Genomic DNA, 26,741 nt, shown 5'->3' with positions numbered 1-26,741 from the left:
GATCTGTGAAAATGGAGACTATGAGCTCCCAGCCTCCAACACCCAAGCCCCTGGCGACCGCCCCCGCACGCCAGACCGCGCACCACCACGGCCTCCATGACCACAGTGCGCAGGGCCAGAGCCTGGAAGGGTCCCTCCAGCAGGCCGGTTTCTACCCCCGGCTCGTGGCTGACGTCGTCGCCGATGCCCTGGACGGCCGCGACTGCGTGGCCCACCTGGTCCATCTCGAGACCCACTTTGATCGCGCCGAGGTCCGCCGCCACATCACTGTCCTGGTGTTGACCGATGACATGCTGGTCATCACCCATGTCGATGACCAGCAGCTCGACGACGCCGGTGAGCAGACCGTCGCCCAGGTGTCCACCGAGTCCGTCCCCGTGACCCAGATCCGCTCGGTGGTCCTGAGCTATGTCTATGCCCAGCCGCAGGACTACAAGCCCTCCGACCCTGTCCGGGAGCTGACGCTGTCCATCGCGTGGTCCGGCGGCCAGCGCCTCGACATGGGCCCGGCCAGCTGCGGGGACCCGCAGTGCGAGGCCGATCATGGCTACAGCGGCACCATCGCGCAGGAAGACATCGTCCTGCGGATCAGCGCCGAAGCGGACGGCCTGCAGGCCGTGCAGGACGCCAAGCTGTTCGCCCGCGCCTTGCGTGCCGTGAACACCGGCTCCGCGGCCCCGGTCCCGCACAACGGGCCCGGCCTGCCGCCCCGACCGCGGATGGGTGTGTTTGGAAACCGCCTCAGCCGCGGCCACCAACGCTGACATGGCTCGCGTCCGTCAGTCTGAACCCGCCCAAGATCAGCTGCCAGATCCGGCGCTAAGGCCCTCCCCGGCCGCCACCGGGGTCGCCTTGCCTGTCCCGCTGGCCTCCGGCGCCGGCCCGTCCCCCCTCCCGGCCGCCCCGGCGTTCGGACACCGGTCCATCGCCGAGGTAATGACCAGCGCCGCTGCAAGCCTGGGCGTCCCCGGATTCGAGAACAAACTGAATCTTCCGCCCGCCAAACGCGTGTGCGTGGTGCTGGCCGACGGACTGGGCCGGAATCTGTTGAAGCAGAAGATCGCCCACACCCCGTTCCTGCGAACGGTCCTGCAGGCCGGGCAGGGCCAGGTGCCCGTCTCGCTGGACTCGGCGTTCCCGTCCACCACGGCGGCTTCCCTCGCCAGCTTTGGCACCGGACTTTCGGCGGGCCAGCACGGCATGGTGGGCTACGACGTCCTGGACCCGGATCAGGACCGGGTAGTGAACATGCTGAGCAACTGGGACGCCGGCGTGGACCCGCGGACATGGCAACCGTTCCCCACCGTGTTCGAAAGAGCCGCGGAGCACGTCGATGTCACCACCGTCAGCCTCCCTCAGTTCAGCACGTCGGCCATGACCGAGGCCGCGCTCCGCGGAGGCCGTTTCATCACCGGAATCACCTCGCACGCCCGGACCGAAGCGGCCGCCGAGGCCATGGCCGGCGCCGGGCCCTCGCTGATGTACTTCTACGTCAATGAGCTCGACAAGGCCGGGCACCGCCACGGCTGCCAGTCACCCCAGTGGGAGTACCAGCTCGAGGAACTCGATGCCACGGTGCGGCGGCTCAGCGCCACGCTGCCCGCCGGCACCACTGTGCTGCTGACGGCGGACCACGGAATGGTGGATGTGCCCGAGTCGCAGCGGATCGACTACTCCGCGGAGCCGGCACTCCTCGCCGGCGTCCGGCACACCGCCGGCGAGCCGCGGATGGTCCATTTGTACCTCGAAGATGGAAGGGACGACACCGCCCGCGCACGCCTGCTGGCAAACTGGCGGTCCCGTTTCGGGGACAGAATATGGGCTTTCACCCGTGAGGAAGCGATCGCGGGCGGGCTGTTCGGTGATGTGCGGCCCGAGGCCGCCTTGCGGATCGGTGACGTCATGATTGCGGCCCGGGACTCGCTGGCGCTTTACGATACGCGCAGGGTCCGGCCCACTGCCTTGGAGGTGGTGGGCCAACACGGGTCCCTGACGAAAGCCGAGCGGGAAGTCCCGCTGCTCTACTTCCAGGCTGATGGCAAGAAAGCGCCCCGCGGCTGACGTACCGGGCCCGAAATTCATGACGTAAATTCGGGCCGAAACTGGCGCCTCAAACCCCTGGAACGGTTCGCGGTTGGATGGACGCTTTCCCGGCTGTTCTCCGCCGTTCCCGGGTGTGCGTACTGGCGCCCCTACTATTGCTCTTACTGGTCGTTGCGGGTTCCGAAGACGATTTCGTCCCAGCTCGGTACGCTCGACCGCTTCGGCTTGGTGGGCTGGCGCTCCGGCTGCTCGGCGCCAGCGTCGTTCCGGCTGGCACCGTGTGACTCGCGGTGCTGTCGCCGGGACGATCCGCCGCCGATCAATTCATCCAGGCCCGGGCTGGCGGTGGGGGATTTGGCCGCCGGGCGCAGTTGCGAGGCCGCGATGGTGACTTCCCGGGTCTCGGTACTCACGCCGTCGTGCAGTTTCAGGGCATCGTCTTCCTCCGGGAGGCGCGGTGCGAGCGTCAGCCGGGAAAGCATTGACGGCCTGCCATCGCGGCGTCGCGTGAAGGCATCGGTTTCCGGGGCTGCGGCCTCGAGGGCCGGAACCTCCCGCTGCCCTGCATCTGATGTGGCGGGGTCGGATTTGGCAAGGCCGGATTCGGCGGGGTGGGCTTCGTCAGAGTCGGGATCGTCGGCCGCAGCGGCTTCGGAGAAGGACTCTGGTTCCGACGCATGTGGAACCTCGGGCACCTCTGCCGGACGGGGGTGGGCCGCGGGGACACCGGTGGTCAGGAGCGTGGCCAAGGCGTCGTCCGCGTCCTCGTCCACCCCGATCCGCTGTCCGCGGCGGGACCGCAGCATGTCCAGCAGCCCGTCGGCGTCCTGTTCCTGGTGGATCCGGTCCTGCTGAAGCAGCATCTGGTGAATAATGCTGTGCTGGCCGGTCGCCGTGCGGGCCGCGGCCTCAGCGTCAGTTTCAAAGTCGAAGGGCCGGTCGGAGACGGCCGTAAGGCGCCGCGTCGGCACGGGGCCTTCAAGCGGCTCAAGTTCGCTCAGCTGCTGGGCCCAGCGGTTGGCGTTCTGCAGGGACTTCCGGGCGGGATGGAAGGTCCACATGGCCGGCGGCTCCTCGCCGATCCCGGCCGGCCCGCCGGGCTTGGGCTCGAAGCGGGCCACCACGTTCCAGCTGCCGTCGGGACGTCGCCAGGAATCCCACTCCAGTGTTGAGGGTTCAACGCCGTAAGCCCTGAGGCGGTGCTCCACCATGTCGCTGAGGGACGCCGGGTTTTCACCGAACACGGACCGGTAGACGTCGTGGCCCGGGGCGGGGGAGGCCACCTCCACCTTGCGGGCCTGCTGGGCGATGTACTCGCGTTCGGCCAGGACCGGGCCCTCATAGCGCTGGACCTTCTCCAGCGGAATTCCGGACAGCTCCGCCACCTCGGCGGCGGTGGCTCCGTTGCGAATCCTGGTCTGGATGTCGCGCGGAGACATGGCAATAGGGGGCGGGACCGCGCTGGACGCGGTCTTCGCCGACATCCGGCTGGCTGCCACCCTCAGTGCTTCATCGATCGGCAGCTGGAACATCTCGCCGCCGGTGCCACTCAACAGGAGATGCTCTCCGTCGTCGTGGACACCTACAAGCCGTAGATCCTGCATACAAATCCTCCACCCTGGCATTACTAACAATCGAAACTCTGCCACCAGCGGGACGCATTTCGGGTTAGGACGGCAGGCGCGCCGTGATTTTCCGCGACTTTCCGCGACTTTCCGCCGAATTTTGTCGGTCTGCGGAAGAGGTCGTGGAGAGGAGACCGGCGGGCTCTGGCATTCGGGAGCCGCTTAAGCAAAAATGACCCGACACCGGGCACAAAAACCGCAAGTCCGGTGTTGTCAACGGTGAACCGCTCCCGGAGCCCAGGGTTACCAGCCCGGCGGGCCTCCTGGAACGGCGAATCAACCGAACGAATGCGGAGTGTGAGCGACAAATAATGGCGACTGATTACGATGCGCCGCGCAAGACCGAAGAGGACCTCAGTGAGGATTCGATTGAGGCTCTGAAGGCGCGGCGTACGGAGAAGCCTTCCGCCGTGGTGGATGAAGATGAGTCCGACCTTGCCGAAGGCTACGAACTCCCCGGCGCTGACCTGTCCGGGGAGGAACTGCTGGTCCGGGTCATGCCCGCCCAGGCAGACGAATTCACATGTGCCTCCTGCTTCCTCGTCCGCCACCGTTCGCAGATTGCCCGCGAAAAAGACGGCCTTAAGTACTGCAAGGATTGCGAGGGCTAGGCAGGCGGCAGCCTTGATTGGGAAACCCGGCGGTTTGGAGGCGGCGAGGAAACCGGCTGGAACCGGGAGCCCGGCGGTCAGGAACTAGGAGCTGAGCGCGGCGATCAGTTGCTCCGGGTGTCGGGTGGACGTGAGCCAATACGGGGTGCGATCCGAGGGGTCCTCGATCTCGATCCGAACCACCGGATCCACCCAGCCGCGGATACACAGGAACGCCAGTCCATTGAGCCGCGTGCCCCGTTCCGCCGTCGCTTCCTTGCCGCGGAACGCCGTGACCTTGCCCAGGAACCCGCGTTCAATCGAGGCCCTGCCCACTTTCAGGGTGGTCCTGGTGACAGTGATTGACGGCGTGGACAGCACCAGCAGTACGGAGATGACGACGAAGATCACGATCGCCGCGGTAATGCCGGCCCAGATGCTGATGGGCGCCAGCATGAGGATCCCTGCGCTGGAGAACAATGCCGACACCAGCCAGATCCAGAAGTTCGGCCAGAGCTTCTCGGCGTAGAGGACAGTGGAGTCGCTCGGGGCGCTCTTCGGGGCAGGCGCAGCTGCGCTGGATTCGGGCATAAGCACAGCTTTTCATCTTTCCCTGGCTATTTCACCTCGGCTCCAGTCCGGTGCCAACGTCCCACCATCCCGCATCAGAGCCCACTGCAATCGCGTGGGCGGCGGGCGCGGGCAGGCCAGCGGCGGCTAGGACGAAGTTCCGTGCGGGCGTTAGAGTGAGGGACTGTGACTGAAGAAAACACCGCCGTCGCCAGTGCCGCATTGACGGCCAGCGACGCAGCCTACGGAACGCCCACCTTGACGGTACAGCTGAAAATGCTCGACGACGGGCTCGAGCCGCCGTCGTACGCGCACCCGGGCGACGCCGGCGCCGACCTACGCGCCCGCGAGGACGTCGTCCTCGCGCCGGGGGAGCGCCGCCTCGTTCCCACAGGCGTATCGATTGCGCTCCCGGATGGCTTCGTAGCGTTGATCCACCCCCGGTCCGGCCTCGCCACCAAGCACGGATTGACGGTTGTGAACGCTCCCGGCACGGTGGACGCCGGCTACCGCGGAGAAATCGCGGTGACACTGCTCAATACGGACCGGGACGAGGCGATCGAGCTCCGTCGCGGCGATAGAATTGCACAAATGGTCATTCAGCGTGTGGAGTACGCGAGGTTCCTCCCGGTCGAGGAGCTCGACGGCTCTGTTCGCGGCGGGGGCGGCTTCGGCTCTACCGGCGGTTTCGGCGGACCGGCCTGAGCGCAGGCCCCGGCCTGGCCACGGGAGCCATTCCGGATTTTGAAGCGCCGCACGGGCACTGAAGCAACACTGGCACTGAAGCGACTTAGGCACTGAAGCAACACGGGCACGGAAGCAACACAGGCGCTGACGCAACATCAGCGGTGCAGGGAAAAATGAGCAGGCGGCCGCAGGGTAGCGGGCGGCCCCGCGGACAGGCGCCAGGATGGCGCCGGGCGGCGGCACAGGATCACAACTGAAGGAGACACCCCATGGTTTTTGGGCGCGGCAAGAAAGCCAAGCAGGAGCAGCCGACGGAGCCGGGCGAGGCCACGGAAGCTGCCATTGACGCCGCCGCGACGCCGGCCGGGAACGCAGCCAAAAGCTCCGGCCGGGCCGCCACTGGTCCCTTCGACGTCTCGGAAATCGACGACCAGGACGGGTACGTGGACCTCGGTGCGCTGCTGATCGCACCCCGTGAGGGACTCCAGCTCCGCCTGGAAGTTGAAGAGGCGAGCCAGCGCGTCGTCGCCGTCACCATGGACCTGGAGGGCTCGAGCCTGCAGCTGCAGGCCTTCGCCGCACCCCGTTCCGAGGGCCTGTGGGATGAAATCCGTGAGCAGATCGGCCAGTCGGTCGGCAGCCAGGGCGGCCAGGTCGAGGAGGTCGAAGGCAGCTTCGGCACCGAGCTCGTGGCGAAGCTCCCCGCCGGCGGTGGGGACGGCAGCCAGGGGTACCGCGTGGCCCGCTTCATCGGCATCGACGGCCCGCGCTGGTTCCTCCGCGGCGTCTTCGGCGGCGAGGCGGCACTGGACCGCGACGCCGCGGCTGGGCTGGAAGGGCTTTTCCGGCAGATCGTCGTGGTCCGCGGCGAGAACCCCATGCCGCCGCGTGATCTGCTGCAGCTGCGCCTGCCCAAGGACACCACGCCCGCCCCGTCGCCGCAGGCGGCCCCCGAATTCGAACAGCCCGAACGCGGACCGGAGATAACCCAGATTGGCTGATGCCGCCGGCAGGAAGGCCGCCGCCGCTATGTCGGTCCGGGACCTGCCGGACCGCGGGCGGGTGTTGTGTCACGGCTTCATCGAGTCCGTCACGTACGTGCCCGCGACCCAGGTGGCATCCTTCATCGCGATCCTGATCGATCACGATACCCCTGCTCCCGTCAGCCGCTTCCCTGGTCTTGGTGCCAAGGCCGGAGCCGCAGCAGCCAGCAGCAGCGTGCCCGCGAACGGGGTCTCCACCCACCGGGTACGTCCGGGCGCACAGCGCCAGCGGCCCGCCGGCCCCAAGGAGCGGCTGCGCGTCGTATGGCTGGGCCGGCGCCGGATCCCCGGCGTCGACGCCGGAACAGAGCTCAGGCTCGAGGGCATGGTCACCATGCGCGACGGGCTGCCCACGATCTTCAATCCCCGCTACGAAATACTCTCCCGCCAGGAGGAGCAATGACCTTGCCCGAACACCCCGAGCGGGCACGCCCGGACCGGCCACAACAGGACCGGACAGAACAGAACACAGGCCAGCAGGAGCCGGAGGAAACCACCGGCGGTTACGGGGACGTGTCCCCATCTGGTGCTTCGCAGCCTTCGCAGCCCACCGCCGCGCAGCCCAGCGTCGCCCAGCTTGCCGAGGACTATGCGGCCAAGGCCGGACTGCACCGGTCGAGCAACGGCAACATCGACGTGCTCAAGAGCGCCGGCGGCATCCAGGGCATTGCCGAGAGCATCCTGCCGGGCCTCGTCTTCCTGATTGCCTTCACCATCGACAGGGAAAACCTGACCCTGGCTGTCATCGCTTCCCTGACGGTGGCTGCCGTCTTCACCATGGCACGGCTTCTCCAGCGCAAACCGCTGACGCAGGCGCTGGCGGGGTTCATCGGCGTCGGACTCTCCGCATGGCTTGCCACCTCCACCGGCAAGGCAGAGAACTTCTACGTGCTGGGCTTCTTCACCAACATCGGCTACATCCTGGCCATGTCCATCTCCGTGGCTGTGCGCTGGCCGATCGCCGGATTGCTCTTCGGCTTCATCCGCAACGAGGGCCTGGAATGGCGCAAAGACCCGAAGCGGGTCAAGGCCTACAGCATCGGCACCTGGGTGATAGTTGTCGTGCTGGTCCTGCGGCTCGTGGTGCAGGTGCCGCTGTACTTCATGGGGGAGCAGGGCCTTGCCGCCCTCGCCACCACAAGGCTCCTTATGGGCGCCCCGCTCTACATCCTGGGCATCTGGATTGCCTGGCTGCTCACCCGGCCGGCCCCGGTGCCCGCCGGCGCCAAAGAGCCCAACTGACCTGTTGCCCTATCAGATATGGCCGTTCCCAGCTCTGAAAACGGCCATATCTGATAGAGCAACTGTTGGGAGCGGACGGCTCTAGCCGTCGAAGCCGTCGTCCCCGGCCGGCTGGGTGCCGTGGCCGTGCTGGTCCGAGGTTACCGGGTGCTGGTCCTCGAGCGAGGATTCGGGTGCCAGCAGGGCGCGGAGTTCGTCTTCGGCCGCGATCGTGGTGACAAAGAACAGTTCGTCGCCGCCATCGATGACGTCGTCGCGGCTCGGCGTGATGGGCGCCTGGTCCCGCAGGATCGCCACGAGGGTGGAGTCCTCGGGCCACTTGACATCGCCCACGGTCAGGCCGATCACGTGGGAGTCGTGCGGAACCGTGAACTCCACCAGGGAGGACACCCCGGTCTGGAGCGTCAGCAGCCGGACAAGGTCACCGATCTCCACCGCCTCCTCCACCAGCGCGGTCATGAGCTGCGGGGTGTTGACCGCGACGTCGACGCCCCAGGAGTCGTCAAACATCCAGTCGTTCTTGGGGTTATTAACCCGGCCAACGGTGCGCCCGACGCCGAATTCCGTCTTGGCCAGCAGCGAGACCACCAGGTTGACCTTGTCGTCACCGGTGGCGGAGACCACGACGTCGGCGTCCTCGAGTTTGGCGTCCTGCAGGGTGCTCAGCTCGCAGGCATCACCGACCAGCCAGTGCGCGCCGCGTAGCCCGCTGCGGCCGATAACCTCCGGCTTCTCGTCGATCAGCAGGATTTCGTGCTTGTGGGCCAGCAGCTCGCGGGCGATCGAGGAACCGACGCTTCCGGCACCGACGATGACGACTTTCACTCAGGACTCCTTGGCGGGGGATTTGGCGAGAATATGGCCGATCTCGGAGCTGCGGTCCACGTTCAGCATGGCGTGGACGGTGTCGCCGTCCTGATAGGACGTGCCGGCAGCGGGCAGCATGCCCTCGCCGAAGCGGGTCAGATACGCGATCCGGATGCCGGCCGCCTTCTCGATCGAGGAGATCGGGTGCCCGATCCAGTCGGGGTTAAGGTCAACCTCGGCGAGGACCAGCCGGCCCGAGGGCTCCCGGTAGTCGCCGGCGATGTGCTGTTCGGGCAGGATGCGGCGCAGCACCTGGTCGGCGCTCCAGCGGACCGCTGCGACCGTGGGAATGCCGAGACGCTGGTAGATTTCGGCGCGGCCCGGATCGTAGATCCTGGCCACCACATGAGGAACGTGGAAGGTCTCCCGCGCCACCCGGGTGGCGAGGATGTTGGAGTTGTCGCCGCTGGAAACGGCGGCGAAGGCATAGGCTTCCTCGACGCCGGCCCGCTTCATCGTCTCGCGGTCAAACCCGACTCCCGTGACCTTCCGTCCGGAAAACCCTGTGCGGAGCCGCCGGAAGGCGCGGTCATCCTGGTCGATGATGGCCACCGAATGGCCGGCGTCCTCGAGCGTGTGTGCCAGGGTTGACCCGACACGGCCACAACCCATGATCACGAAGTGCGCCACATGGGCCTCCTCTTGGTTCTGCGTCTGATACTGCGTAAAACTCTACCGGCCACGCGGCTCCGTGAGGCCACGGCCACGGGGCGCCGGGCCGCGTGCTTGCGGACGCCAACTTCGCCGTCATGACATCGCGTCCGAATCAGACTAGTTTTGTCTGGTGCTGACAATTTTCAATGCCGTGAAGCGGGTGCTGGTAGGCAAGCCCTTCCGGAACGACCGTCTGGCCCACACGCTCTTGCCGAAGCGGATCGCGCTGCCCATTTTCGCCTCGGACGCCCTGTCTTCGGTGGCCTATGCGCCGGATGAAATCCTCCTGACCCTGGCCTTGGCCGGCGTGAGCGCGGTGGCCATCGCGCCGTGGGTTGGCCTCGCCGTCATGGTGGTGCTCCTGACCGTTGTGGCCTCCTACCGCCAGAACGTCCATGCCTACCCCTCCGGCGGCGGCGACTACGAGATCGCCAACGTCAACCTCGGCAAGTACGCAGGCCTCACGGTAGCCTCGGCGCTGCTGGTTGACTATGTGCTGACCGTGGCCGTGTCCATGTCGTCGGCCGCGACGTACCTGACCACCGCCGTGCCCTCGCTGCACGGACGGCAGGCCGCGATTGCCACGATCGGCGTCGTGATCCTGGCCCTCGTGAACCTGCGCGGCATCAGGGAGGCCGGCAGCGTCTTCGCCGTCCCGACCTACATCTTCATGGCCTCGATCCTCGGCATGACCGCCGTCGGGGTCTTCCAGGCTGTAACCGGCCAGTTGGGGCAGGCGCCGTCGGCAGCGTTCGAGATCGTACCGGAGCCGGGCTTCGACGAAGGCCTCGTCGGGCTGGCCGGCGCGTTCCTGCTGCTGCGCGCCTTCTCCTCCGGCGCCGCTGCCCTGACAGGCGTCGAGGCCATCAGCAACGGTGTGCCCAACTTCCAGAAACCCAAGAGCAAGAACGCCGCCACCACGCTGCTGCTGCTCGGCGTGATTGCCTCCGCCATGCTCGCCGGCATCATCTACCTGGCCAACGCCACCAAGGTGCACATCGTGCTGGATCCGGCAACGGAGTTCCTCCTGAACGGTCAGCCGCTGCCAGAGGGGTACATCCAGAACCCGGCCATCAGCCAGATCGCGCAGACCGTCTTCGGTGCGGGCTCCATCCCGTTCTATATTGTGGTGGCCGCCACCGGCGTCATCCTGGTGTTCGCCTCCAACACGGCGTTCAACGGCTTCCCAGTACTCGGCTCCATCCTGGCCCAGGACGGCTACCTGCCGCGCCAGCTGCGCACCCGTGGCGACCGGCTCGCCTTCAGCAACGGCGTCCTGGCCCTGGCTGCAGGCGCCCTCGTCCTGATCATCGCCTTCAACGCGGACGTCACAAAGCTCATCCAGCTCTACATCGTGGGCGTCTTCATCTCCTTCACGATGAGCCAGCTGGGCATGATCCGGCACTGGGGCCGGGAACTGAAACTGTCCAAGGAACCTGCCGTGCGGCTGCGCATCATCAAGTCCCGGACCATCAACACCGTGGGCTTCTGCATGACCGCCCTGGTTCTGGTCATCGTCCTGATCACCAAGTTCACCCAGGGAGCCTGGATCGCGCTGCTGGCCATGTTCGTGCTGTTCCTGATCATGTGGAGCATCCGGGCGCACTATGACAACGTGGCCAAGGAACTCGCCGTCGACGAGGACTCCTCGCCGCGCGCCCTGCCCACCCGCGTGCACGCCGTGCTGCTCGTCTCGCATGTGCGCAAACCGGTCCTGCGCGCCCTCGCCTACGCCCGCGCCTCCCGCCCGTCGCGGCTCGACGCCATCACCGTGGACATCAGCTCCGAGGAGACCGAGGCGACCGTCGCGGACTGGGAAAAACTCGAAATCCCGGTACCCCTGACCGTGCTTGCCAGCCCGTTCCGCGAAACGGTGACGCCGATCATGGACTACATCAAGAACATGCGCCGGGATTCGCCCCGCGACCTGATCGTGGTTTACATCCCGGAGTACGTCGTGGGCAAATGGTGGGAGCAACTGGTCCACAACCAGACCGCGCTGCGGATCAAGACCCGGCTGCACTTCGAGCCTGGGGTCATGGTGTGCAGTGTGCCGTGGCAGCTGAAATCGTCCGAAGAAGCCAAGAAACTGCAGGATATCCAATGACCCCCGACACCCGGACGCACACCCACACCGATCTTGTCCTCGACGTCGGACCCGTCGCCCACGGCGGGCACTGCGTGGCCCGGCATGAGGGACGCGTCGTGTTCGTCCGGCACGGCATTCCCGGCGAGAAGGTCCGGGTCAGGCTCACCGACGACGGCCCCGACGCCAAGTTCTGGCGCGCCGATGTGGTGGAGGTCCTGGAGCCCTCACCGGACCGGGTGCCGCACTTCTGGGACATCGCCGATTCCGCGCGCTCCTGGTCGCACCGGCATCCACCCGTCGGCGGTGCCGAACTCGGCCACATTTCGCTGGCCCGCCAGCGCAGCCTCAAGGCCGACGTCCTGGCCGAACAGCTCAAGCGGCTGGCCGGCGTCGAATTTGCGCCCGCAGGGCAGATCACCGTCGAAGCCGTCGGCCTGGCGGCCGGCGACGGAACAACTGAAGGCGCAACTGACGGTGAGTCTGATGGCGCCGCCGTGTCCGGCCTGGGCTGGCGGACACGCGCCGGCTTCGCCGTGACGCCGGCCGGCAAGCTCGGCATGCACGCCCACCGCTCCGACGCCATCCTGCCCGTACGCGAAATGCCGCTGGCCGTGGCGGGCATCAACGCGCTCCGGCTCTGGGAAATCGACCTGCAGGGCATCGACCGCGTTGAGGTCGCCGCCCCGGCGAACGGCTCCCGGCCGCTGGTGCTGCTGGTGCCCTCGCCGGGAACCCGGTCCAAGCGGCTCAGCGGCATCCTGGCCCAACTGCCGGACGACGTCTCGGTGGCCAGCCTGGACCCGGCCACCGGCGAGGTGCTGCAGTTGCGCGGCCGCACCTATGTCCAGGAGTCTGCGGCGGGCCACGACTACCGGGTTACCGGCGACGGCTTCTGGCAGATCCACCGGGATGGCCCGGAGACGCTCGTCGGGGCCGTTACCGGCTTCCTGCACGACGGCGGCTTCCTCGCCCCGGGCTCGGTGGTGGCGGACCTGTACGCCGGTGCCGGGCTGTTCACGGCACCGCTGGCCGATGCCGTGGGCGTGACCGGATCCGTGCTCTCGGTGGAGGGGGCGCCCGGAACCAGCCGTGACGCACGCAAGAACCTGCACGACACCGCCCAGGTGGAGATCGTCCAGGGCCGCGTGGAACGGGTGCTGCGGCAGAAACCGCGCAATTTCGACGCCCTGGTCCTGGACCCGCCGCGCGCCGGAGCCGGCAAGGCGGTAGTCAAACAGCTGATCGACGCCGGTCCCCGGGCCGTCGCGTATGTCTCCTGCGATCCGGCGTCGTTCGCCCGCGACCTCGGCTACTTCCGGCAGGGCGGCTGGGGGATGGCCGGGCTGCGCGCCTTCGACCTGTACCCGCACACGCATCACATGGAGACTGTGGCGTTACTGACTCCCCAACCGTGATGCCACTAGGATGGGCGTAGTAGTCCGTCGTCGCGCTCCATCACCACAGCCGTTAAATCATCGTTGCTGTTAATGATTTGGCGTTAATTCAACGGCCGTTCCCTGCGTTTCTTACCTGCATTGCGTACCACGATGTACTGATGCCTGTATTAGTTAGGCCGCCCTAACTAGCAAGGGTCCTGCGGCGCGACAAAGATGAAACTGTTGCGAGAGGAGTCCTGCGAATGAGCATTGTGGACAGTTTCGGTTCAAAAGGCAAACTTAATGTAGCCGGAACCGAATATGAAATTTTCCGGTTGAACTCCGTCGAAGGTGCAGAGAACCTTCCGTTCAGCCTCAAGGTATTGCTTGAAAACCTGTTGAGGACCGAGGACGGTGCCAACATCACGGCCGACCACGTCCGTGCGCTGGCAGGCTGGGATCCCAGCGCCGAGCCCGACACCGAGATCCAGTTCACGCCGGCGCGTGTGATCATGCAGGACTTCACCGGCGTGCCCTGCGTCGTTGACCTCGCCACCATGCGTGAGGCCGTCAAGGAGCTCGGCGGCGACCCGAAGCGGGTCAACCCGCTGGCACCGGCCGAAATGGTCATTGACCACTCGGTCCAGATTGACGCTTTCGGCAACTCCGGCGCACTGGAGCGCAACATGGAGATCGAATACCAGCGCAATGGTGAGCGTTACCAGTTCCTGCGCTGGGGCCAGACGGCATTCGATGACTTCAAGGTCGTCCCGCCGGGCACCGGCATCGTGCACCAGGTCAACATTGAGTACTTGGCCCGCACCGTCATGACCCGCGAAATTGACGGCATCGTCCGGGCCTACCCGGACACCTGCGTCGGCACCGACTCGCACACCACCATGGTCAACGGCCTGGGCGTGCTGGGCTGGGGCGTTGGCGGCATCGAGGCCGAGGCTGCCATGCTCGGCCAGCCCGTCTCCATGCTGATCCCGCGCGTCGTGGGCTTCAAGCTCACCGGCTCCATCCCGGCCGGCGCCACCGCCACCGACGTCGTCCTGACCATCACCGAGCAGCTGCGCAAGCACGGTGTGGTCGGTAAGTTCGTCGAGTTCTACGGTGAAGGCGTCGCGGCCGTGCCGCTGGCCAACCGTGCAACGATCGGCAACATGAGCCCGGAGTTCGGCTCCACTGCCGCGATGTTCCCGATCGACGACGTCACCCTCGACTACCTGCGCCTCACCGGCCGGTCCGACGAGAACGTCGCCCTCGTGGAGTCCTACGCGAAGGAACAGGGCCTCTGGCACGATCCCTCCCGCGAGATCAAGTTCTCCGAGTACCTCGAGCTGGACCTGTCCACGGTTGTTCCGTCGATCTCCGGCCCGAAGCGCCCGCAGGACCGCATCATCCTCACCGAGTCCAAGGCCCAGTTCCGCGAGGACCTGCGCAACTACGTGAAGGAAGACCTGGCCGACGGAAGCCTGGACGAAGCGATCGACGAAAGCTTCCCGGCTTCGGACTCGCCCTCGTTCACCGCCTCAGCGTCGCACCTGAGTGACGTGGCCCCGCACGCCCATGGCCCGAAGTCCAACGGCCGCCCGTCCAACACGGTCAGCGTCAAGACCGCGGACGGACGCGAGTTCGAGCTGGACCACGGCGCAGTGTCGATCGCCTCGATCACCTCCTGCACCAACACGTCCAACCCGTCCGTGATGCTGGCCGCCGCACTGCTGGCCCGCAACGCCGTCGACAAGGGCCTGACGTCCAAGCCGTGGGTCAAGACCTCCGTGGCTCCCGGTTCCAAGGTGGTCACCGACTACTACAACAAGTCGGGCCTGACCCCCTACCTGGAGAAGCTCGGCTTCTACATCGTGGGCTACGGCTGCGCCACCTGCATCGGCAACTCCGGTCCGCTCGACGCCGAGATCTCCGAGGCCATCCAGGCCAACGATCTCTCCGTCACAGCCGTGCTCTCCGGTAACCGCAACTTCGAAGGCCGGATCAACCCGGACGTGAAGATGAACTACCTGGCCTCCCCGCCGCTGGTCATCGCCTACGCCCTGGCCGGCACCATGGACTTCGACTTCGACAACGACGCCCTGGGCCAGGACGAGTCCGGCAACGACGTCTTCCTGAAGGACATCTGGCCGAACCCGGTCGAGGTCCAGCAGGTCATCGATTCCTCGATCGACAAGGAAATGTTTGCCCGCGGCTACGAAGGCGTCTTTGAGGGTGACGATCGCTGGAAGGCGCTCGACACCCCGGCCGGCGACACCTTCGCCTGGGACGAGAAGTCCACGTACGTGCGTAAGCCCCCGTACTTCGAGGGCATGAAGGCCCAGCCGGAGCCGGTCCAGGACATCACCGGCGCGCGCGTGCTGCTCAAGCTCGGCGACTCCGTCACCACGGACCACATCTCCCCGGCCGGTTCCTTCAAGTCGGACACCCCCGCCGGCCAGTACCTGCTGGCCAACGGTGTGGAGCGCAAGGACTTCAACTCCTACGGCTCACGACGTGGCAACCACGAGGTCATGATCCGCGGCACGTTCGCGAACATCCGTATCAAGAACCAGCTCCTGGACGGCGTAGAGGGCGGCTTCACCCGCGACTTCAGCCAGGCTGACGGCCCGCAGGCCTACGTCTACGACGCCGCGCAGAACTACCAGAGCGCCGGCACCCCGCTGGTGGTCCTGGCAGGCAAGGAGTACGGCTCCGGTTCGTCCCGTGACTGGGCCGCCAAGGGCACGGCGCTCCTGGGCGTCAAGGCTGTTGTGGCCGAGAGCTACGAGCGTATCCACCGCTCCAACCTGATCGGCATGGGCGTCCTGCCGCTGCAGTACCCGGCCGGCCAGAACGCTGCCAGCCTGGGCCTGACCGGCACGGAAACCTACGCAGTTGAGGGCGTCACCGCCCTGAACGACGGCACCACGCCGAAGACCCTCAAGGTCACAGCCACGGCCGAGGACGGTACCGTCACGTCCTTCGACGCCGTGCTGCGCATCGATACCCCGGGCGAGGCGGACTACTACCGCAACGGCGGCATCCTGCAGTACGTCCTGCGCCAGATCTCCGCGCACTAGCGGAGCTGCCGGCAATGTCCGGCAAAGCATGCGAAGGCCCCGGCCGGTCACTGACCGGCCGGGGCCTTCGCGTTCCCGGTTACGGAACAGGTTCCGGGACGGGGCGGGGGGACCGGCGCAGGGTCCGGGACCGGTCCCGGGTCGGGGCGGGGACCGGCGCAGGGCTCCGGCGCGGCTGCCCGCCCGGAGGCGTTAGAGTTAAAAGGATGTCTACCACCCGAAGGAGGGGCCGTTGGGAATCTTGGACACCATCCGGAATCCGCAGGACCTGAGTAAGTTGTCAGGGGCGCAGCTGGATCAGCTGGCAGCCGAGGTCAGGGATTTCCTGATCGGCAACGTCTCCCAGACGGGAGGACACCTGGGCCCTAACCTCGGCGTCGTCGAACTCACCATCGCGGTGCACCGGATCTTCGATTCCCCCCGCGACAGCATCGTCTTCGACACAGGGCACCAGTCCTACGTGCACAAGCTCCTCACCGGACGGCAGGACTTCAGCACCCTCCGCCAGCAGGGCGGCCTGTCCGGCTACCCCGACCGCGGCGAATCCGAGCACGACATCGTCGAAAGCTCTCACGCGTCCTCGTCGCTGTCCTGGGCCGACGGCATCTCCCGTGCCCGGCAGCTGACCGGCGACGGCGACCGCTTCGTCGTCGCCGTGGTGGGCGACGGCGCCCTGACCGGCGGCATGGCCTGGGAAGCCATCAACAACATCGCGGCGGACAAGAAGCGCCGCGTCGTGATTGTGGTCAACGACAACGGCCGCTCTTACGCCGCCACCGTCGGCGGGTTCGCCGACTACCTCGCGTCCCTGCGACCCACGATCGATTCCCTCCGCGCCGCCCCCTCCTACGAGGGCACGCTCGAATGGTGGAAGCGCAAACTGCAGAACGGCGGCCATGCGGGCCGGTTCACTTACAAGAGCCTGCACGCCATGAAGAGGGGCATCAAGGACTGGTGGGCCCCTCAGGGCATGTTCGAGGACCTCGGCATGAAGTACATCGGTCCCGTCGACGGCCATGACCTCCAGGCCATGGAAAACGCACTCTCCACGGCCAGGAACTACGCCGGCCCGGTGATCGTGCACGCCATGACGGAAAAGGGCCACGGCTACGCCCCGGCCCGCGCCCATGAGGCGGACCAGTTCCACGCCGTCGGGATCATCGATCCGGAGACCGGCGCACCCACCGAGGCCGGCGGCGCCAAATCCTGGACCGCCGTGTTCGCCGACGAGATCGCCGACATCGCCGACGAACGCAAGGACATCGTCGGCATCACCGGGGCCATGCTGATTCCGGTGGGGCTGCACAAGTTCGCCGCCCGGCACCCGGAGCGCGTGTTCGACGTCGGCATCGCCGAGCAGCACGCCCTCACCTCGGCTGCCGGCATGGCGTTCGGGGGACTGCACCCGGTGGTCGCGGTCTACGCGACGTTCCTGAACCGTGCCTTCGACCAGTTGCTGATGGATGTGGCCCTGCACAAAGCCGGCGTCACGATCGTGCTAGACCGGGCGGGCGTCACCGGACCCGACGGCGCCAGCCACCACGGCATGTGGGACATGGCCATGGTCCAGATCGTCCCCGGGCTGCACCTCGCGGCACCGCGCGACGCCACCCGGCTGCGGGAAGAACTGCGCGAGGCTGTGGCCATCGAAGGCGCCCCCAGCGTGATCCGCTACTCCAAGGGCAGCGTCGGTGCCGAAGTTGAGGCGGTCGAACGCCTCGACGACGGCGTGGACGTGCTGGCCCGCCGACCCGCGGGCTCCAGCGAGAACGACGTCCTGATCGTCAGCGTGGGCGCCATGTCCGAACTCGCGCTGGACGTCTCCAACCGGCTCGGTGCCCAAGGCATCAGTTCCACGGTGGTGGATCCCCGCTGGGTCCTCCCGGTCCGGCGGTCCATCATCGATCTCGCCGCACGCCACCGCTTGGTCATCTGCATCGAGGACGGTGTGCGGGCCGGCGGCGTCGGCTCCCGGATCCGCCAGGAGATGCGGGCCGCCGGCGTGGACACCGCCCTCAACGAGGTCGGCCTCCCGGTGGAGTTCCTCGATCACGGCACCCGCAACCAGGTGCTCGAACGCGTCGGACTGACCGCACAGCAGGTCACCCACGACGTCGTCGCCCAGGTTCTGGGCACCAAGGTGCCGTTTGCGCGCCCCTTGCCCGGCCAGGAACACCCCAGCACCGGCAGCCTGCCGCTGCTGTAGCCAGCACATCTGTTGAGCACTACCCCGTACTGCGCCGCTCTTTGGGCGCCGGACGGCCCAGGAAGGAACTGGCATATGAGTGGAATTATCCGGGTTTACAAGCGCGACGAAGAGGGCACCCTGCAGTTTAGGGAGGCCTGGTTTGATGAGGACTACAGCCAGTTCGTGATGAACCACGGCGTCGTCGGACACCAGAGCACCACCGACGAGACCGACGTCGAAAACGCTGAAGCCGCGGAGCGCCTCATGGACGCGTTCGCGGTGCAGTGCGCCGAGGACGGTTACGCTGAAATCCCCGAGCAGGAACAGTTCTGGGTGGTGGCCCAGTATGCGCTGAAGACCAAGGACGGGACCAGCCGGGACCGGTACCTCGAGGAAAAAGCCAAGGACGCCCTGATCAGTCACCTCGCCTGGCGTGGCCTGGGGATTGTGGACCGCAGCGAGTTTTCCGACTCCAAGCTCAATATCTTCTGCCTCACCCCGGACGTCAACAAGACGGTCAGCGCCATCAAGGTCTGCATCCGCGGCGAGGACCTGGACTTTACCAAGCTGAGCATTGGCGCAGCGCCGTTTGGCGAGGACACTTTTAAGCTCAAGCACTCATCGAAACCGGCCAACAGCTTCACGCTCTAGGCAACACCGGCAAGGAGCCGGGGGGCGGCTCACATCAGTTTGGGGAATCCGACTGGAAGGCAACGCAGTGACGCGAAAATCCTCTCGACCAGGCAGCACTCCACTTCCCGCAGGACTGGCGGCGCCCGCGCGCAAGTCGCTTGCACACGCGGGGGTCGAAACCCTCGAACACCTCGTGCAGCTTGGCCGGCGCCGGGTTGCCGGAATGCCGGGCGTCTGCCCGCGCACCATGGCGCAACTCCAGGACGCCATGGACGAGCACGGGCTGGAACTGCCCGCAGGGTAGCTGCAGTGCCCCGGGGCAGGCTTGAACGGGACACCCACGCAGGCTTGGACGGGACGTCCGCGGGGGCGATATAGGCTAAATCCATGACTGAATACCGCCGCGTAGGAAATTCCGGACTGTCCGTCTCGGTTGTGGGACTTGGGTGCAACAACCTGGGCCGTTCCGGGACCGTGACTGAATCGCAGGAAGGCACCGACGCCGTCGTCCATGCGGCCCTCGACGCCGGGATCACCTTCTTTGACGTCGCGGACACCTACGGCCGGGAGCCGGGCCTCAGCGAGACCATGCTCGGCAGGGCCCTGGGCGCCCGCCGGGACGACGCCGTCATCGGCACGAAGTTCGGCATGGACATGCGCGGCGCCAATGGCGAGGACTTCGGGGCGCGCGGATCCCGCCGCTACATCATCAAGGCCGCGGAAGCCTCGCTGCGCCGCCTCGGCACGGACTGGATCGACCTCTACCAGTTCCACACCCCGGACCCGCTCACGCCCATCGACGAGACGCTCTCGGCCCTCGACGACCTCGTCACCAGCGGCAAGGTCCGCTACATCGGCCACTCCAACCGGGCCGGCTGGCAGATCGCCGACGCCGAGTACGTGGCCCGCGCCCGCGGGGGAGCCCGCTTCATCTCCAGCCAGAACCACTACAACCTGCTGGACCGGCGCGCCGAGCTCGAGGTGACTCCGGCGGCCGAGGCCTACGGCCTGGGCGTCCTGCCGTACTTCCCGCTCGCCAACGGCCTGCTGACCGGCAAATACTCGGCCGGCCAAGCCCCTGAGGGATCCCGGCTCAGCCACACCCGTACCAACCTGGTCCACGACGCCGACTGGGAGCAGTTGGGTGCCTTCGGTAAGTTCGCCGCCGCACGGGGGCTCAACGAAGTCCAGGTGGCGTTCTCCTGGCTTGCCGCCCAGCCGTCCGTCAGCAGCGTCATCGCCGGTGCCACCACGCCGGAGCAGGTGCGCCAGAATGCCGCTGCCGTGGCCTGGATCCCCAGCCCCGCCGACCTCGCCGAGCTGAACGATCTCTTCCCGCGCACGCCCAAGGTGGCATTGTTCTGAACGATCCGGCCCTGAACGATTCGGCCCTGAACGATCCGGCTGTGGGCGCCCCCGCGGCCGGCCCGGCCGTCACACATTCGATCCTGATGGACGTTGACACCGGGATCGACGATGCCCTGGCGCTGGTCTACCTGCTGTCCCGGCCCGAGGTGCACCTCCAGGCAATCACGTGCACTGCCGGGAACATCGGGGCCCGGCAGGTGGCGCTGAACAACCTGGCCTTGCTTCAGCTGTGCGGCCGCGAGGGCATCGAGGTGGCCATTGGCGCCGAGGTCCCGCTGGAGATCCCGCTGGTCACTACCGAGGAGACCCACGGGCCGCAGGGGATCGGCTACGCCGAGTTGCCGCCGCCGCACCAGCAGATCTCGGCGCGGCACGCCGTCGACGTCTGGGTGGAGGAGGTCCGGGCGCACCCTGGGGAGATTACCGGGCTAGTCACCGGTCCGCTGACCAATTTCGCGCTGGCCCTGCGCCGCGAGCCGGAGCTGCCCCGGCTGCTCAAGGGACTCGTCATCATGGGCGGCAGCTTCTATTACCAGGGCAATACGACCCCGACCGCCGAATGGAATACCTCTGTGGACCCGCATGCCGCCAAGGAAGTGTTTGCCGCCTACCGGGGGATGCCAGAGGACAAACTGCCGGTGCTGTGCGCCCTGGAAATGACCGAGCGGATCGAGATGCACCCGGAGCACCTGCGCCGTCTCGGCGAGGCCGCGGGCGCGCCGGAGCCGGAACTCGTCCTCCCGGAGCAGCCCGAAGGCCAGCGCAGCCAGTCGGGCAACCCCCTCGTCGCCTGCCTCTCCGACGCCCTGCGCTTCTATATGGAGTTTCACCGGCTCTACGACCAGGGCTATGTGGCGCACGTGCATGACGCCTTCGCGGCCTGCGCTGCCGCGGGACGCACACCGTTCACCACCCGGCTGGCCACGGTCGACGTCGAAACGGACTCCCCGCTGCTGATGGGCACCACGGTGGCCGACTTCCGCGGGCTGTGGGGGCTGGCGCCGAACGCAAGGATTGTCTCGGACAACAACCCCGAGCACTGCTTTGACGAACTGATTTCCTCGGTCGGCGCCCTCGCCCGCGCTGTGGGCCACGGGTCCTCGACGCCCTGACGCCGGGCCGGACGCAGGGAGTTCCCGGGCGGGTCCGCAGATCGCCAGAAAGGGTAGCTGCTCGCTAGGATGGTAGCTGCGCCGAGGTGACATGAGGCGGAACTTGTTGCACCCAGTCAAAGGATCAACCCTCATGTCACAGCCAGCCCTCACGATCACTGCCCCTGGACAGGCGGCCGGCCGCAGGCGCCGCCTGCTCGAAATCGCAGGCGCCGCCGCCATCGCCGCCACGTACATCTTCCTGGTGCTCACCCAGCCCGCTGACATTGCTAACGGCCCGGCCAGTTTCTCGGCCCTCGTGGCCCTCGGCGGCTTCCTGCTCGGCGCGGTGCTGCTGATTGTGGCCGTCCTGCCCGTTCTCCCCACTTCCACCGTGGTCCTCATCCCCGTGGCGCTGGTCCTGAACGTGGTCCTCGGACAGCTGATGGGCGGCACGGGCCTGCCGTTCTACATCGACGCGATTGGCACCGTGCTGATCGCCGTTCTCGCCGGGCCCGCCGCCGGTGCCGCCACGGGCGCGCTCAGCAGCATCGTCTGGTCCTTCTTCAACCCCACCGTCCTGCCCTTCGCCGCCGGTGCTGCCCTGATCGGGTTCCTCGCCGGCATGGCCGCCCGCGGCGGCCTGTTCCGCCGCTTCTACTTCGCCCCCATCGCGGGCTTCGTCACCGGCATCCTGGCCGGCGTCGTCTCCGCCCCGATCGCCGCGTTCGTCTTTGGCGGCACATCAGGCCTGGGCACCGGGGCGATCGTCAGCGCCTTCCGTGCCATGGGGGACACGCTCTTGGCCGCTATCACCAAGCAGGCACTGATTTCCGATCCCATGGACAAAGCGATCGTCTTCGCGATCGCGGCGCTGCTCGCCTACGCACTGCCCCGCCGCACCACCTTCCAGTTCCCCTTCGTGCGGCGCTACCGGGTGCTCGCCGGCAAGGCACCGGCAGCGCCGGACGCCTGACCCCTCTGACTGCTGTGACTGTTGTGACGAGCTTGCGGCAGTGACACTCGGACACCGCGACTATGACATGAGACCGCCTCTCCACCCCTTCACCGCGCTGACCGCCGCCGCCTGCGCCGCCGTCGTAACGACGGCGGCTGCATACTCGCCGCTGTCTGTCGCCGTGGCACTCGCCGCGGTGTTCCTCGCGGTGCGCCGTGGAGTTGCGGGGCGTGTCCTGCCTGCCGCGGCGGTAATCCTGGCGCCCCTGTGCCTGTCCCTGCTGGTACTGCACGGCTTGTTCTTCCCCGAAGGCCAGACCGTGCTGGCCCAGTGGGGGCCGGCCAGGGTCACGGCCGAGGGCCTTGGCTTCGCGCTGGAGCTCGGAACGCGGAACACCGCCTGCGTCCTGGTATTCCTGCTCTTTTCCTTCACTGTCAGCGTTCCCGACCTCGTCTCCGCCCTCGCCGGGCGCAGGATCCCGCCGCAGTTCGGCTTCGTCCTGGCCTCCACCCTCACCCTCGTGCCCGCCGTCGCGGTCCGCCTGGACCGGATCCGGCAGGCCCAGGAAACGCGCGGGATGGTGGTCCGGCGCGGCCTGCTGTCCCGGCTCGGCGCCCTCCGCCTGCAGATGGTGCCTCTGGTCTTGGCCCTGATCGACGACGCCGGCAGCCGCGCCCAGGCGCTCGACGCTCGCGGCTTCGGCAGCCGGGGGCCCCGCACCAGTTACCGCGAAGTCGCCGACCCGCCCGCCCAGCGGCGCTTCCGGGCAGCCGCCCTGCTGTTCGCAGCGGCCGCCGTCGTCTGGCGGATTGTGGCCTCCTGGCCTGTGGGAGTGCCGTCATGACGGCGACCACCCGGACGGCGCTGCAGATCCGGATCGAGGCCTTCACGTTCCACGGCGAGAACACCCCGGTGCTGAGCGGTGCAACGGTCTCGGTCGCGCCCGGCTCCCTGACCGCCGTCCTGGGCGGCTCCGGAAGCGGAAAATCCACGCTGGGCAAACTCATGGCCGGCTGGCTCTGGGCCGGTCACGCGGGAGAATTCCGCGGTAGCCTGGAGCTCGGCGACACTTTGCTGGAATTCCGCGGTGCGCCCGACGATCCCCGGATCAACCCCGCCGAATGGTCGCGGCGGGTAGCCTTCGTCCCGCAGGACGCGGCCGCGATGCTCTCCTCCGTACGCGCCACCGTCGCCGAAGAGCTCGCGTTCGGATTGGAGAACCGTGCGACGCCGCGGGATGACATGCTCCGCGCGGTGGAGCGCACCGCCGCGCGCACGGGACTCTCGGACCTACTGGACCGGGATCCGGCCACGCTCTCCGGAGGAGAGCTGCGCCGGCTCGCCATGGGCTGTGCCGTCATCACGGAACCGGACATACTCATCCTGGATGAGCCGCTGGCATCCCTGGACGCGGCTGGAGCCGCCCAGGTTGAGGATCTGATCCGCAGCCTCCGCGGCGCCGGGACCGGGGTCGTCCTGCTGAGCCAGGCGGCGGACGGCCTCGCCGCCGAAGCCACACACTGGATAGTGCTCGACGGCGGCAGGACAGTGCGCGGGACAGGACTCGACGGCGGGACGGTCACCGCCGCGGGAACGCCGGCGCAGCTGGCCGGCTCGGCCGAGCTGCAGCGCGCCGGTGTGATTGGGATACGCGGCCCCGGGGTTGTTGGGCCGGGTGATGTTAGCCCTGCGGCAACTGGCCCCGGCGTTGTTGGGCCGAGTGTTGTTGGGCCCAGTTCAATCCGACCCAGTGCAATCCGACCCAGTGCAATCCGACCCAGTGCAATCCGACCCAGTGCAATCCGAACCAGTGTTGTTGGACCCAACCCTGCCGCCGGAGCCCGGAGTCCCGGTCCGGTTCCTGTCCCGGCGCCCGGCCCCGGGCCGGGGTCGCTGGAATTGCGCGGGGTTGGGTTCGGCTACGGCGCGGACGCGCGGCGGCGAGGCGTCCCCGCGCAGGCCCGGGTCCTCCGGGACGTGGACTTGGCCGTGAACCCGGGCGAGATCATCGCCGTGACCGGGCCCAACGGCGCCGGCAAATCGACACTGCTGCGCCACTTCAACGGACTGCTCCGGCCGTCGGAGGGGGACGTGCGGGTCTGCGGGCGCAGCATTGCCGGCGTGCCGGTGGGCACCGTCGCGGCCTCCATAGGTCTGTTATTCCAGCACCCCCGGGACCAGCTGTTCGAACGGACTGTCCTGCGGGAAGCCGCGTTCGGCCTCCGGCAGCTGTTCGGGAAAGCCGAAGCCGAGGGCAAGGCCCGGGCGGCGTTGGCCGCCGTGGGACTGTCCGGCACGGAGGCGGCCCACCCAGCCGATCTCTCTGCTTCCCGGCAACGCCTGCTCGCCCTGGCCACGGTCCTGGCCCGCGAACCGGCAGTGTTGGCTTTGGACGAGCCCACCGTGGGGCTGGACCAGCACGGCCTCGCAGCGCTGCAGTCCGCCGTCGTCCGAGCCGCCGCAACGGGCACCGCCGTCGTCATGGTCACTCATGACCTGGCCTACGCCCGGATGAACGCGCACCGGGTCCTGGAACTCAAGGACGGCCAACTGAGCAGGATCTGACTCCGGCGGGGTTTCCGCTACTCCCGCTCGAGGGAGCGATCGCTGCACACGCCCGCCACAAGGTCCGCCAGCTCATCGACGCCGCGGGAGGCGCGTATCGCGGTGCCGATCCGGCCGCTTGCTTCCCGGTAGGAGCTGTTGGACAGGACGGTGCGGACAGCCTTGGCGACGGCCTCTGGCGTGGCCCGGTTGGTACGGAGGTTGATACCGGTGCCGGACCAGGCCACGCGGGCGGACACTTCGGCCTTCTCCTCTGTCTGGCCAGCTACGACGAGCGGCACGCCGTGGCGCAGCGCGAACTGCACCCCGCCGTATCCGCCGTTGCTAACCAGGACGTCGGTCTTGGGGAGCAGCTCGTCGTACGGCAGGTAGGAGGCGACGCGGACGTTCTCGGGCAGCGGGCCGGAGAGCGCGTCCACCGGGCGGCCGCCGGTGGTGACCACCACCAGGACGTCGTCCTGCGCCAGGCCTTCGATGGTGGGGCGGACCAGGTCATCAAAATCTCTGTTGGCCACGGTGCCTTGGGTGACATGGACAACGGGCCGGCCGGCGTCGAGGTCGGCCCACCACGCCGGAAGCTCGGCCTCTGGCGTCCCGCCGGCACTGCCCGTCGCGTCTCTGGTGCTCTTCCCGCCCTGGGACACCGGGCCCACAAAGTGGACCGTCCCCGGGAGGTCGGAGCGCGGGTATTCAAAGTCCGCAACGGTGAACTGGGCGATATGGTCCGCGGCGCGCGGCCACTCCATGAAGAAGGTCGGGAAGGGGGAACCGGTGACATCCCGGGAGACGGCATCGGCGTACTTCTGCACCGGCCCGAAGACCACTTTTTCGGTCAGGGCCTGCATGGCCCAATTCCGCACCCGGCCGGGCAACCCCGGCATCGGCCCGATGCCCAGCCCGTACGGGGCGGTGTCCCGGCTGGCGAGGCTGAGCGGAACAATTCCGCAGTTGATGACCGCCGGGCGGTCGCCGGCCGGCCCGGCCAGCAGCAGCGCGGCACCCATGAACAATGATTCGGCCAGGACGGCATCGACGCGGCGTTCCGCCGATGCCGCCAGGATCGCCTCGTATTGGGCCTTCCCCGGGCGCATGAAGATCTCTTGGATATCGAAGCGGATCCCCTTTGGCCCCTTCAGGCCAACGCGGCCCGGGAAGGCGGCATCCAGGCTGGTGTCATCGAAATCTGCTTCCGGGGGCAGTGGGATGAACGAGGCGCCGGTCCGGGACACCTGGCGTTCGAAGCGCTTGCCGGTGAGGAATCGGACATCGTGCCCGTGTTCAACGAGGCCGGCGGCGACCGCAAGCATCGGTGTGACATGGCCGACCAAAGGGCTGGAGCAGACGAGTACCGATGCCATTGTGTCTCCTTATTGGATGAGTGCGTTGCATCAGTTTTCATTACTGTGAGACAGTAGTCAATATGGCAATGGAAACTTCCCGCCCGAGGCGCTACCGGTCCGCATTGCGCGAAGAGCAGGCCTACGCCACGCGCCAACGCGTGCTCGAGTCGGCCGGCCGCTGCTTTGCGGCGAAGGGCTTCACAGGCACGACACTCAGTGCCATCGCGGCCGACGCCGGTGTGTCCGTTGAAACGGTCCAGGCCCACGGGCCCAAGAAGCGGCTGCTGCTGGCTGCCCTGGAAACAGCGTCAGCCGGTGAGGAAGGCGGGCGGTCCATCCTTGAAGTGCCGGAGGCACAAGCCGTGCTGGCCCAGGAGGACGCCCGGGCCGGACTGCTTGGCCTGGCCTCCTTCGCGGCGGAACTCAACGGCAGGATTGGGCGGTTGTGGCAGGCCATGGCGGCAGCGGCGCAAGGCGACCCTGAGATCGCCTCGGCGCATGCCGACTTGCAGGAGCGTATCCGGACGGACTTCCTGAAGGTCGCCGGATTGCTGCAGCAGCGCGGCGGGCTGCGATCGGATGTTCCGCTGGAAGAGGTGGCCCTGACGCTGTGGCTCCTGACTTCCCCGCACCAATATGAGCACCTCGTGGTGCAGGCCGGGTGGACGCCGCAGCGCTACCTCGCGTGGCTGCAGCGGGTGGTCCTCGAGGCGGCGCTGGCGCCCGGAAAGTGAT

Annotated in this window: 24 protein-coding genes; 19 read left to right on the top strand and 5 right to left on the bottom strand. The window is 67.5% G+C overall.

Annotation, left to right across the window (positions count from 1 at the left end; genetic code table 11):
• Positions 1-20: 20 nt before the first annotated feature.
• The gene (locus tag M2428_RS05860; RefSeq protein ID WP_277524512.1) at positions 21-764 is read left to right on the top strand and encodes a DUF5998 family protein; all 744 of its coding nucleotides are present in this window, start codon (positions 21-23) and stop codon (positions 762-764) included.
• A gap of 1 nt (position 765) precedes the next feature.
• Positions 766-2,061 carry a nucleotide pyrophosphatase/phosphodiesterase family protein gene (locus tag M2428_RS05855; protein WP_277524511.1) on the top strand — a complete coding sequence of 432 codons (1,296 nt, stop codon included), beginning with the start codon at positions 766-768 and terminating at the stop codon, positions 2,059-2,061.
• A 143-nt stretch (positions 2,062-2,204) separates the two neighbouring features.
• Here M2428_RS05855 and sepH read toward each other — a convergent pair whose 3' ends face one another.
• Positions 2,205-3,647, bottom strand: a complete 1,443-nt coding sequence (gene sepH / locus M2428_RS05850) for a septation protein SepH (protein ID WP_277524510.1) — start codon at positions 3,645-3,647, stop codon at positions 2,205-2,207.
• A 332-nt stretch (positions 3,648-3,979) separates the two neighbouring features.
• Between sepH and M2428_RS05845 the strand changes: the two genes are divergently transcribed.
• Entirely contained in the window at positions 3,980-4,279 is a 300-nt protein-coding gene (locus M2428_RS05845) for a DUF4193 domain-containing protein (protein WP_090581900.1), read from the top strand.
• 84 nt (positions 4,280-4,363) lie between these two features.
• Here the strand turns inward: M2428_RS05845 and M2428_RS05840 are convergent, their stop codons facing one another.
• On the bottom strand, positions 4,364-4,849 hold the full coding sequence (locus M2428_RS05840; RefSeq protein ID WP_277524509.1) for a DUF3093 domain-containing protein: 486 nt from the start codon (positions 4,847-4,849) through the stop codon (positions 4,364-4,366).
• A gap of 165 nt (positions 4,850-5,014) precedes the next feature.
• Here M2428_RS05840 and dut point away from each other — a divergent pair, with 165 nt between their 5' ends.
• From dut to M2428_RS05820, 4 genes are all read left to right on the top strand, one after another.
• Positions 5,015-5,533: a dUTP diphosphatase gene (gene dut, locus M2428_RS05835; protein ID WP_223917072.1), complete on the top strand. Its 519-nt coding sequence runs from the start codon at positions 5,015-5,017 to the stop codon at positions 5,531-5,533.
• A 251-nt stretch (positions 5,534-5,784) separates the two neighbouring features.
• Positions 5,785-6,516, top strand: a complete 732-nt coding sequence (locus tag M2428_RS05830; protein ID WP_277524508.1) for a DUF3710 domain-containing protein — start codon at positions 5,785-5,787, stop codon at positions 6,514-6,516.
• Between the two features lie 28 nt (positions 6,517-6,544).
• Complete coding sequence (locus tag M2428_RS05825) at positions 6,545-6,961, top strand: hypothetical protein (RefSeq protein WP_277524507.1); 417 nt, start codon at positions 6,545-6,547, stop codon at positions 6,959-6,961.
• Complete coding sequence (locus tag M2428_RS05820; protein WP_277524506.1) at positions 6,958-7,800, top strand: DUF3159 domain-containing protein; 843 nt, start codon at positions 6,958-6,960, stop codon at positions 7,798-7,800. Before M2428_RS05825 ends, M2428_RS05820 begins: the two co-directional genes overlap by 4 nt.
• Before the next feature lie 81 nt (positions 7,801-7,881).
• On the opposite strand, the gene M2428_RS05815 is transcribed toward M2428_RS05820, so the two are convergent.
• The gene (locus M2428_RS05815) at positions 7,882-8,625 is read right to left on the bottom strand and encodes a TrkA family potassium uptake protein (protein ID WP_277524505.1); all 744 of its coding nucleotides are present in this window, start codon (positions 8,623-8,625) and stop codon (positions 7,882-7,884) included.
• Positions 8,626-9,297 carry a TrkA family potassium uptake protein gene (locus tag M2428_RS05810; protein ID WP_090581885.1) on the bottom strand — a complete coding sequence of 224 codons (672 nt, stop codon included), beginning with the start codon at positions 9,295-9,297 and terminating at the stop codon, positions 8,626-8,628.
• Positions 9,298-9,451: 154 nt separating this feature from the next.
• Here M2428_RS05810 and M2428_RS05805 point away from each other — a divergent pair, with 154 nt between their 5' ends.
• The 11 genes from M2428_RS05805 (at position 9,452) to M2428_RS05755 (ending at position 24,666) form a co-directional block, all read left to right on the top strand.
• The gene (locus M2428_RS05805; protein ID WP_277524504.1) at positions 9,452-11,428 is read left to right on the top strand and encodes an APC family permease; all 1,977 of its coding nucleotides are present in this window, start codon (positions 9,452-9,454) and stop codon (positions 11,426-11,428) included.
• Entirely contained in the window at positions 11,425-12,825 is a 1,401-nt protein-coding gene (locus tag M2428_RS05800; RefSeq protein ID WP_277524502.1) for a class I SAM-dependent RNA methyltransferase, read from the top strand. The genes M2428_RS05805 and M2428_RS05800 overlap by 4 nt, the downstream gene beginning before the upstream one ends.
• Positions 12,826-13,049: 224 nt before the next feature.
• Positions 13,050-15,863 carry an aconitate hydratase gene (locus M2428_RS05795; RefSeq protein WP_277524501.1) on the top strand — a complete coding sequence of 938 codons (2,814 nt, stop codon included), beginning with the start codon at positions 13,050-13,052 and terminating at the stop codon, positions 15,861-15,863.
• 232 nt (positions 15,864-16,095) lie between these two features.
• A complete protein-coding gene (gene dxs / locus M2428_RS05790; protein WP_277524500.1) occupies positions 16,096-18,069 on the top strand; it encodes a 1-deoxy-D-xylulose-5-phosphate synthase in 1,974 nt (657 codons plus the stop codon).
• A gap of 75 nt (positions 18,070-18,144) precedes the next feature.
• Positions 18,145-18,702: a hypothetical protein gene (locus M2428_RS05785; RefSeq protein WP_277524499.1), complete on the top strand. Its 558-nt coding sequence runs from the start codon at positions 18,145-18,147 to the stop codon at positions 18,700-18,702.
• A 67-nt stretch (positions 18,703-18,769) separates the two neighbouring features.
• Entirely contained in the window at positions 18,770-18,988 is a 219-nt protein-coding gene (locus tag M2428_RS05780; RefSeq protein ID WP_277524498.1) for a hypothetical protein, read from the top strand.
• 83 nt (positions 18,989-19,071) lie between these two features.
• Positions 19,072-20,049 (top strand): aldo/keto reductase, encoded by a 978-nt coding sequence (locus M2428_RS05775; protein ID WP_277524497.1) that lies wholly within the window; start codon positions 19,072-19,074, stop codon positions 20,047-20,049.
• Positions 20,050-20,135: 86 nt separating this feature from the next.
• A complete protein-coding gene (locus M2428_RS05770) occupies positions 20,136-21,164 on the top strand; it encodes a nucleoside hydrolase (RefSeq protein WP_277524552.1) in 1,029 nt (342 codons plus the stop codon).
• A gap of 133 nt (positions 21,165-21,297) precedes the next feature.
• A complete protein-coding gene (locus tag M2428_RS05765) occupies positions 21,298-22,119 on the top strand; it encodes an ECF transporter S component (protein WP_277524496.1) in 822 nt (273 codons plus the stop codon).
• Between the two features lie 67 nt (positions 22,120-22,186).
• A complete protein-coding gene (locus M2428_RS05760; RefSeq protein ID WP_277524495.1) occupies positions 22,187-22,945 on the top strand; it encodes an energy-coupling factor transporter transmembrane component T in 759 nt (252 codons plus the stop codon).
• The gene (locus tag M2428_RS05755) at positions 22,942-24,666 is read left to right on the top strand and encodes an ATP-binding cassette domain-containing protein (protein WP_277524494.1); all 1,725 of its coding nucleotides are present in this window, start codon (positions 22,942-22,944) and stop codon (positions 24,664-24,666) included. The genes M2428_RS05760 and M2428_RS05755 overlap by 4 nt, the downstream gene beginning before the upstream one ends.
• A 17-nt stretch (positions 24,667-24,683) precedes the next feature.
• Here M2428_RS05755 and M2428_RS05750 read toward each other — a convergent pair whose 3' ends face one another.
• Positions 24,684-26,024 (bottom strand): nucleotide disphospho-sugar-binding domain-containing protein, encoded by a 1,341-nt coding sequence (locus tag M2428_RS05750; protein ID WP_277524493.1) that lies wholly within the window; start codon positions 26,022-26,024, stop codon positions 24,684-24,686.
• A 62-nt stretch (positions 26,025-26,086) separates the two neighbouring features.
• Between M2428_RS05750 and M2428_RS05745 the strand changes: the two genes are divergently transcribed.
• Positions 26,087-26,740 (top strand): TetR/AcrR family transcriptional regulator, encoded by a 654-nt coding sequence (locus M2428_RS05745; RefSeq protein WP_277524492.1) that lies wholly within the window; start codon positions 26,087-26,089, stop codon positions 26,738-26,740.
• The last annotated feature ends 1 nt before the right edge of the window (position 26,741 follow it).

The sequence above is a fragment of the Arthrobacter sp. ES3-54 genome (assembly GCF_029504395.1).
In the GTDB taxonomy this organism is placed as follows: domain Bacteria; phylum Actinomycetota; class Actinomycetes; order Actinomycetales; family Micrococcaceae; genus Arthrobacter.
This window is presented reverse-complemented; position numbering and strand designations above follow the sequence as displayed.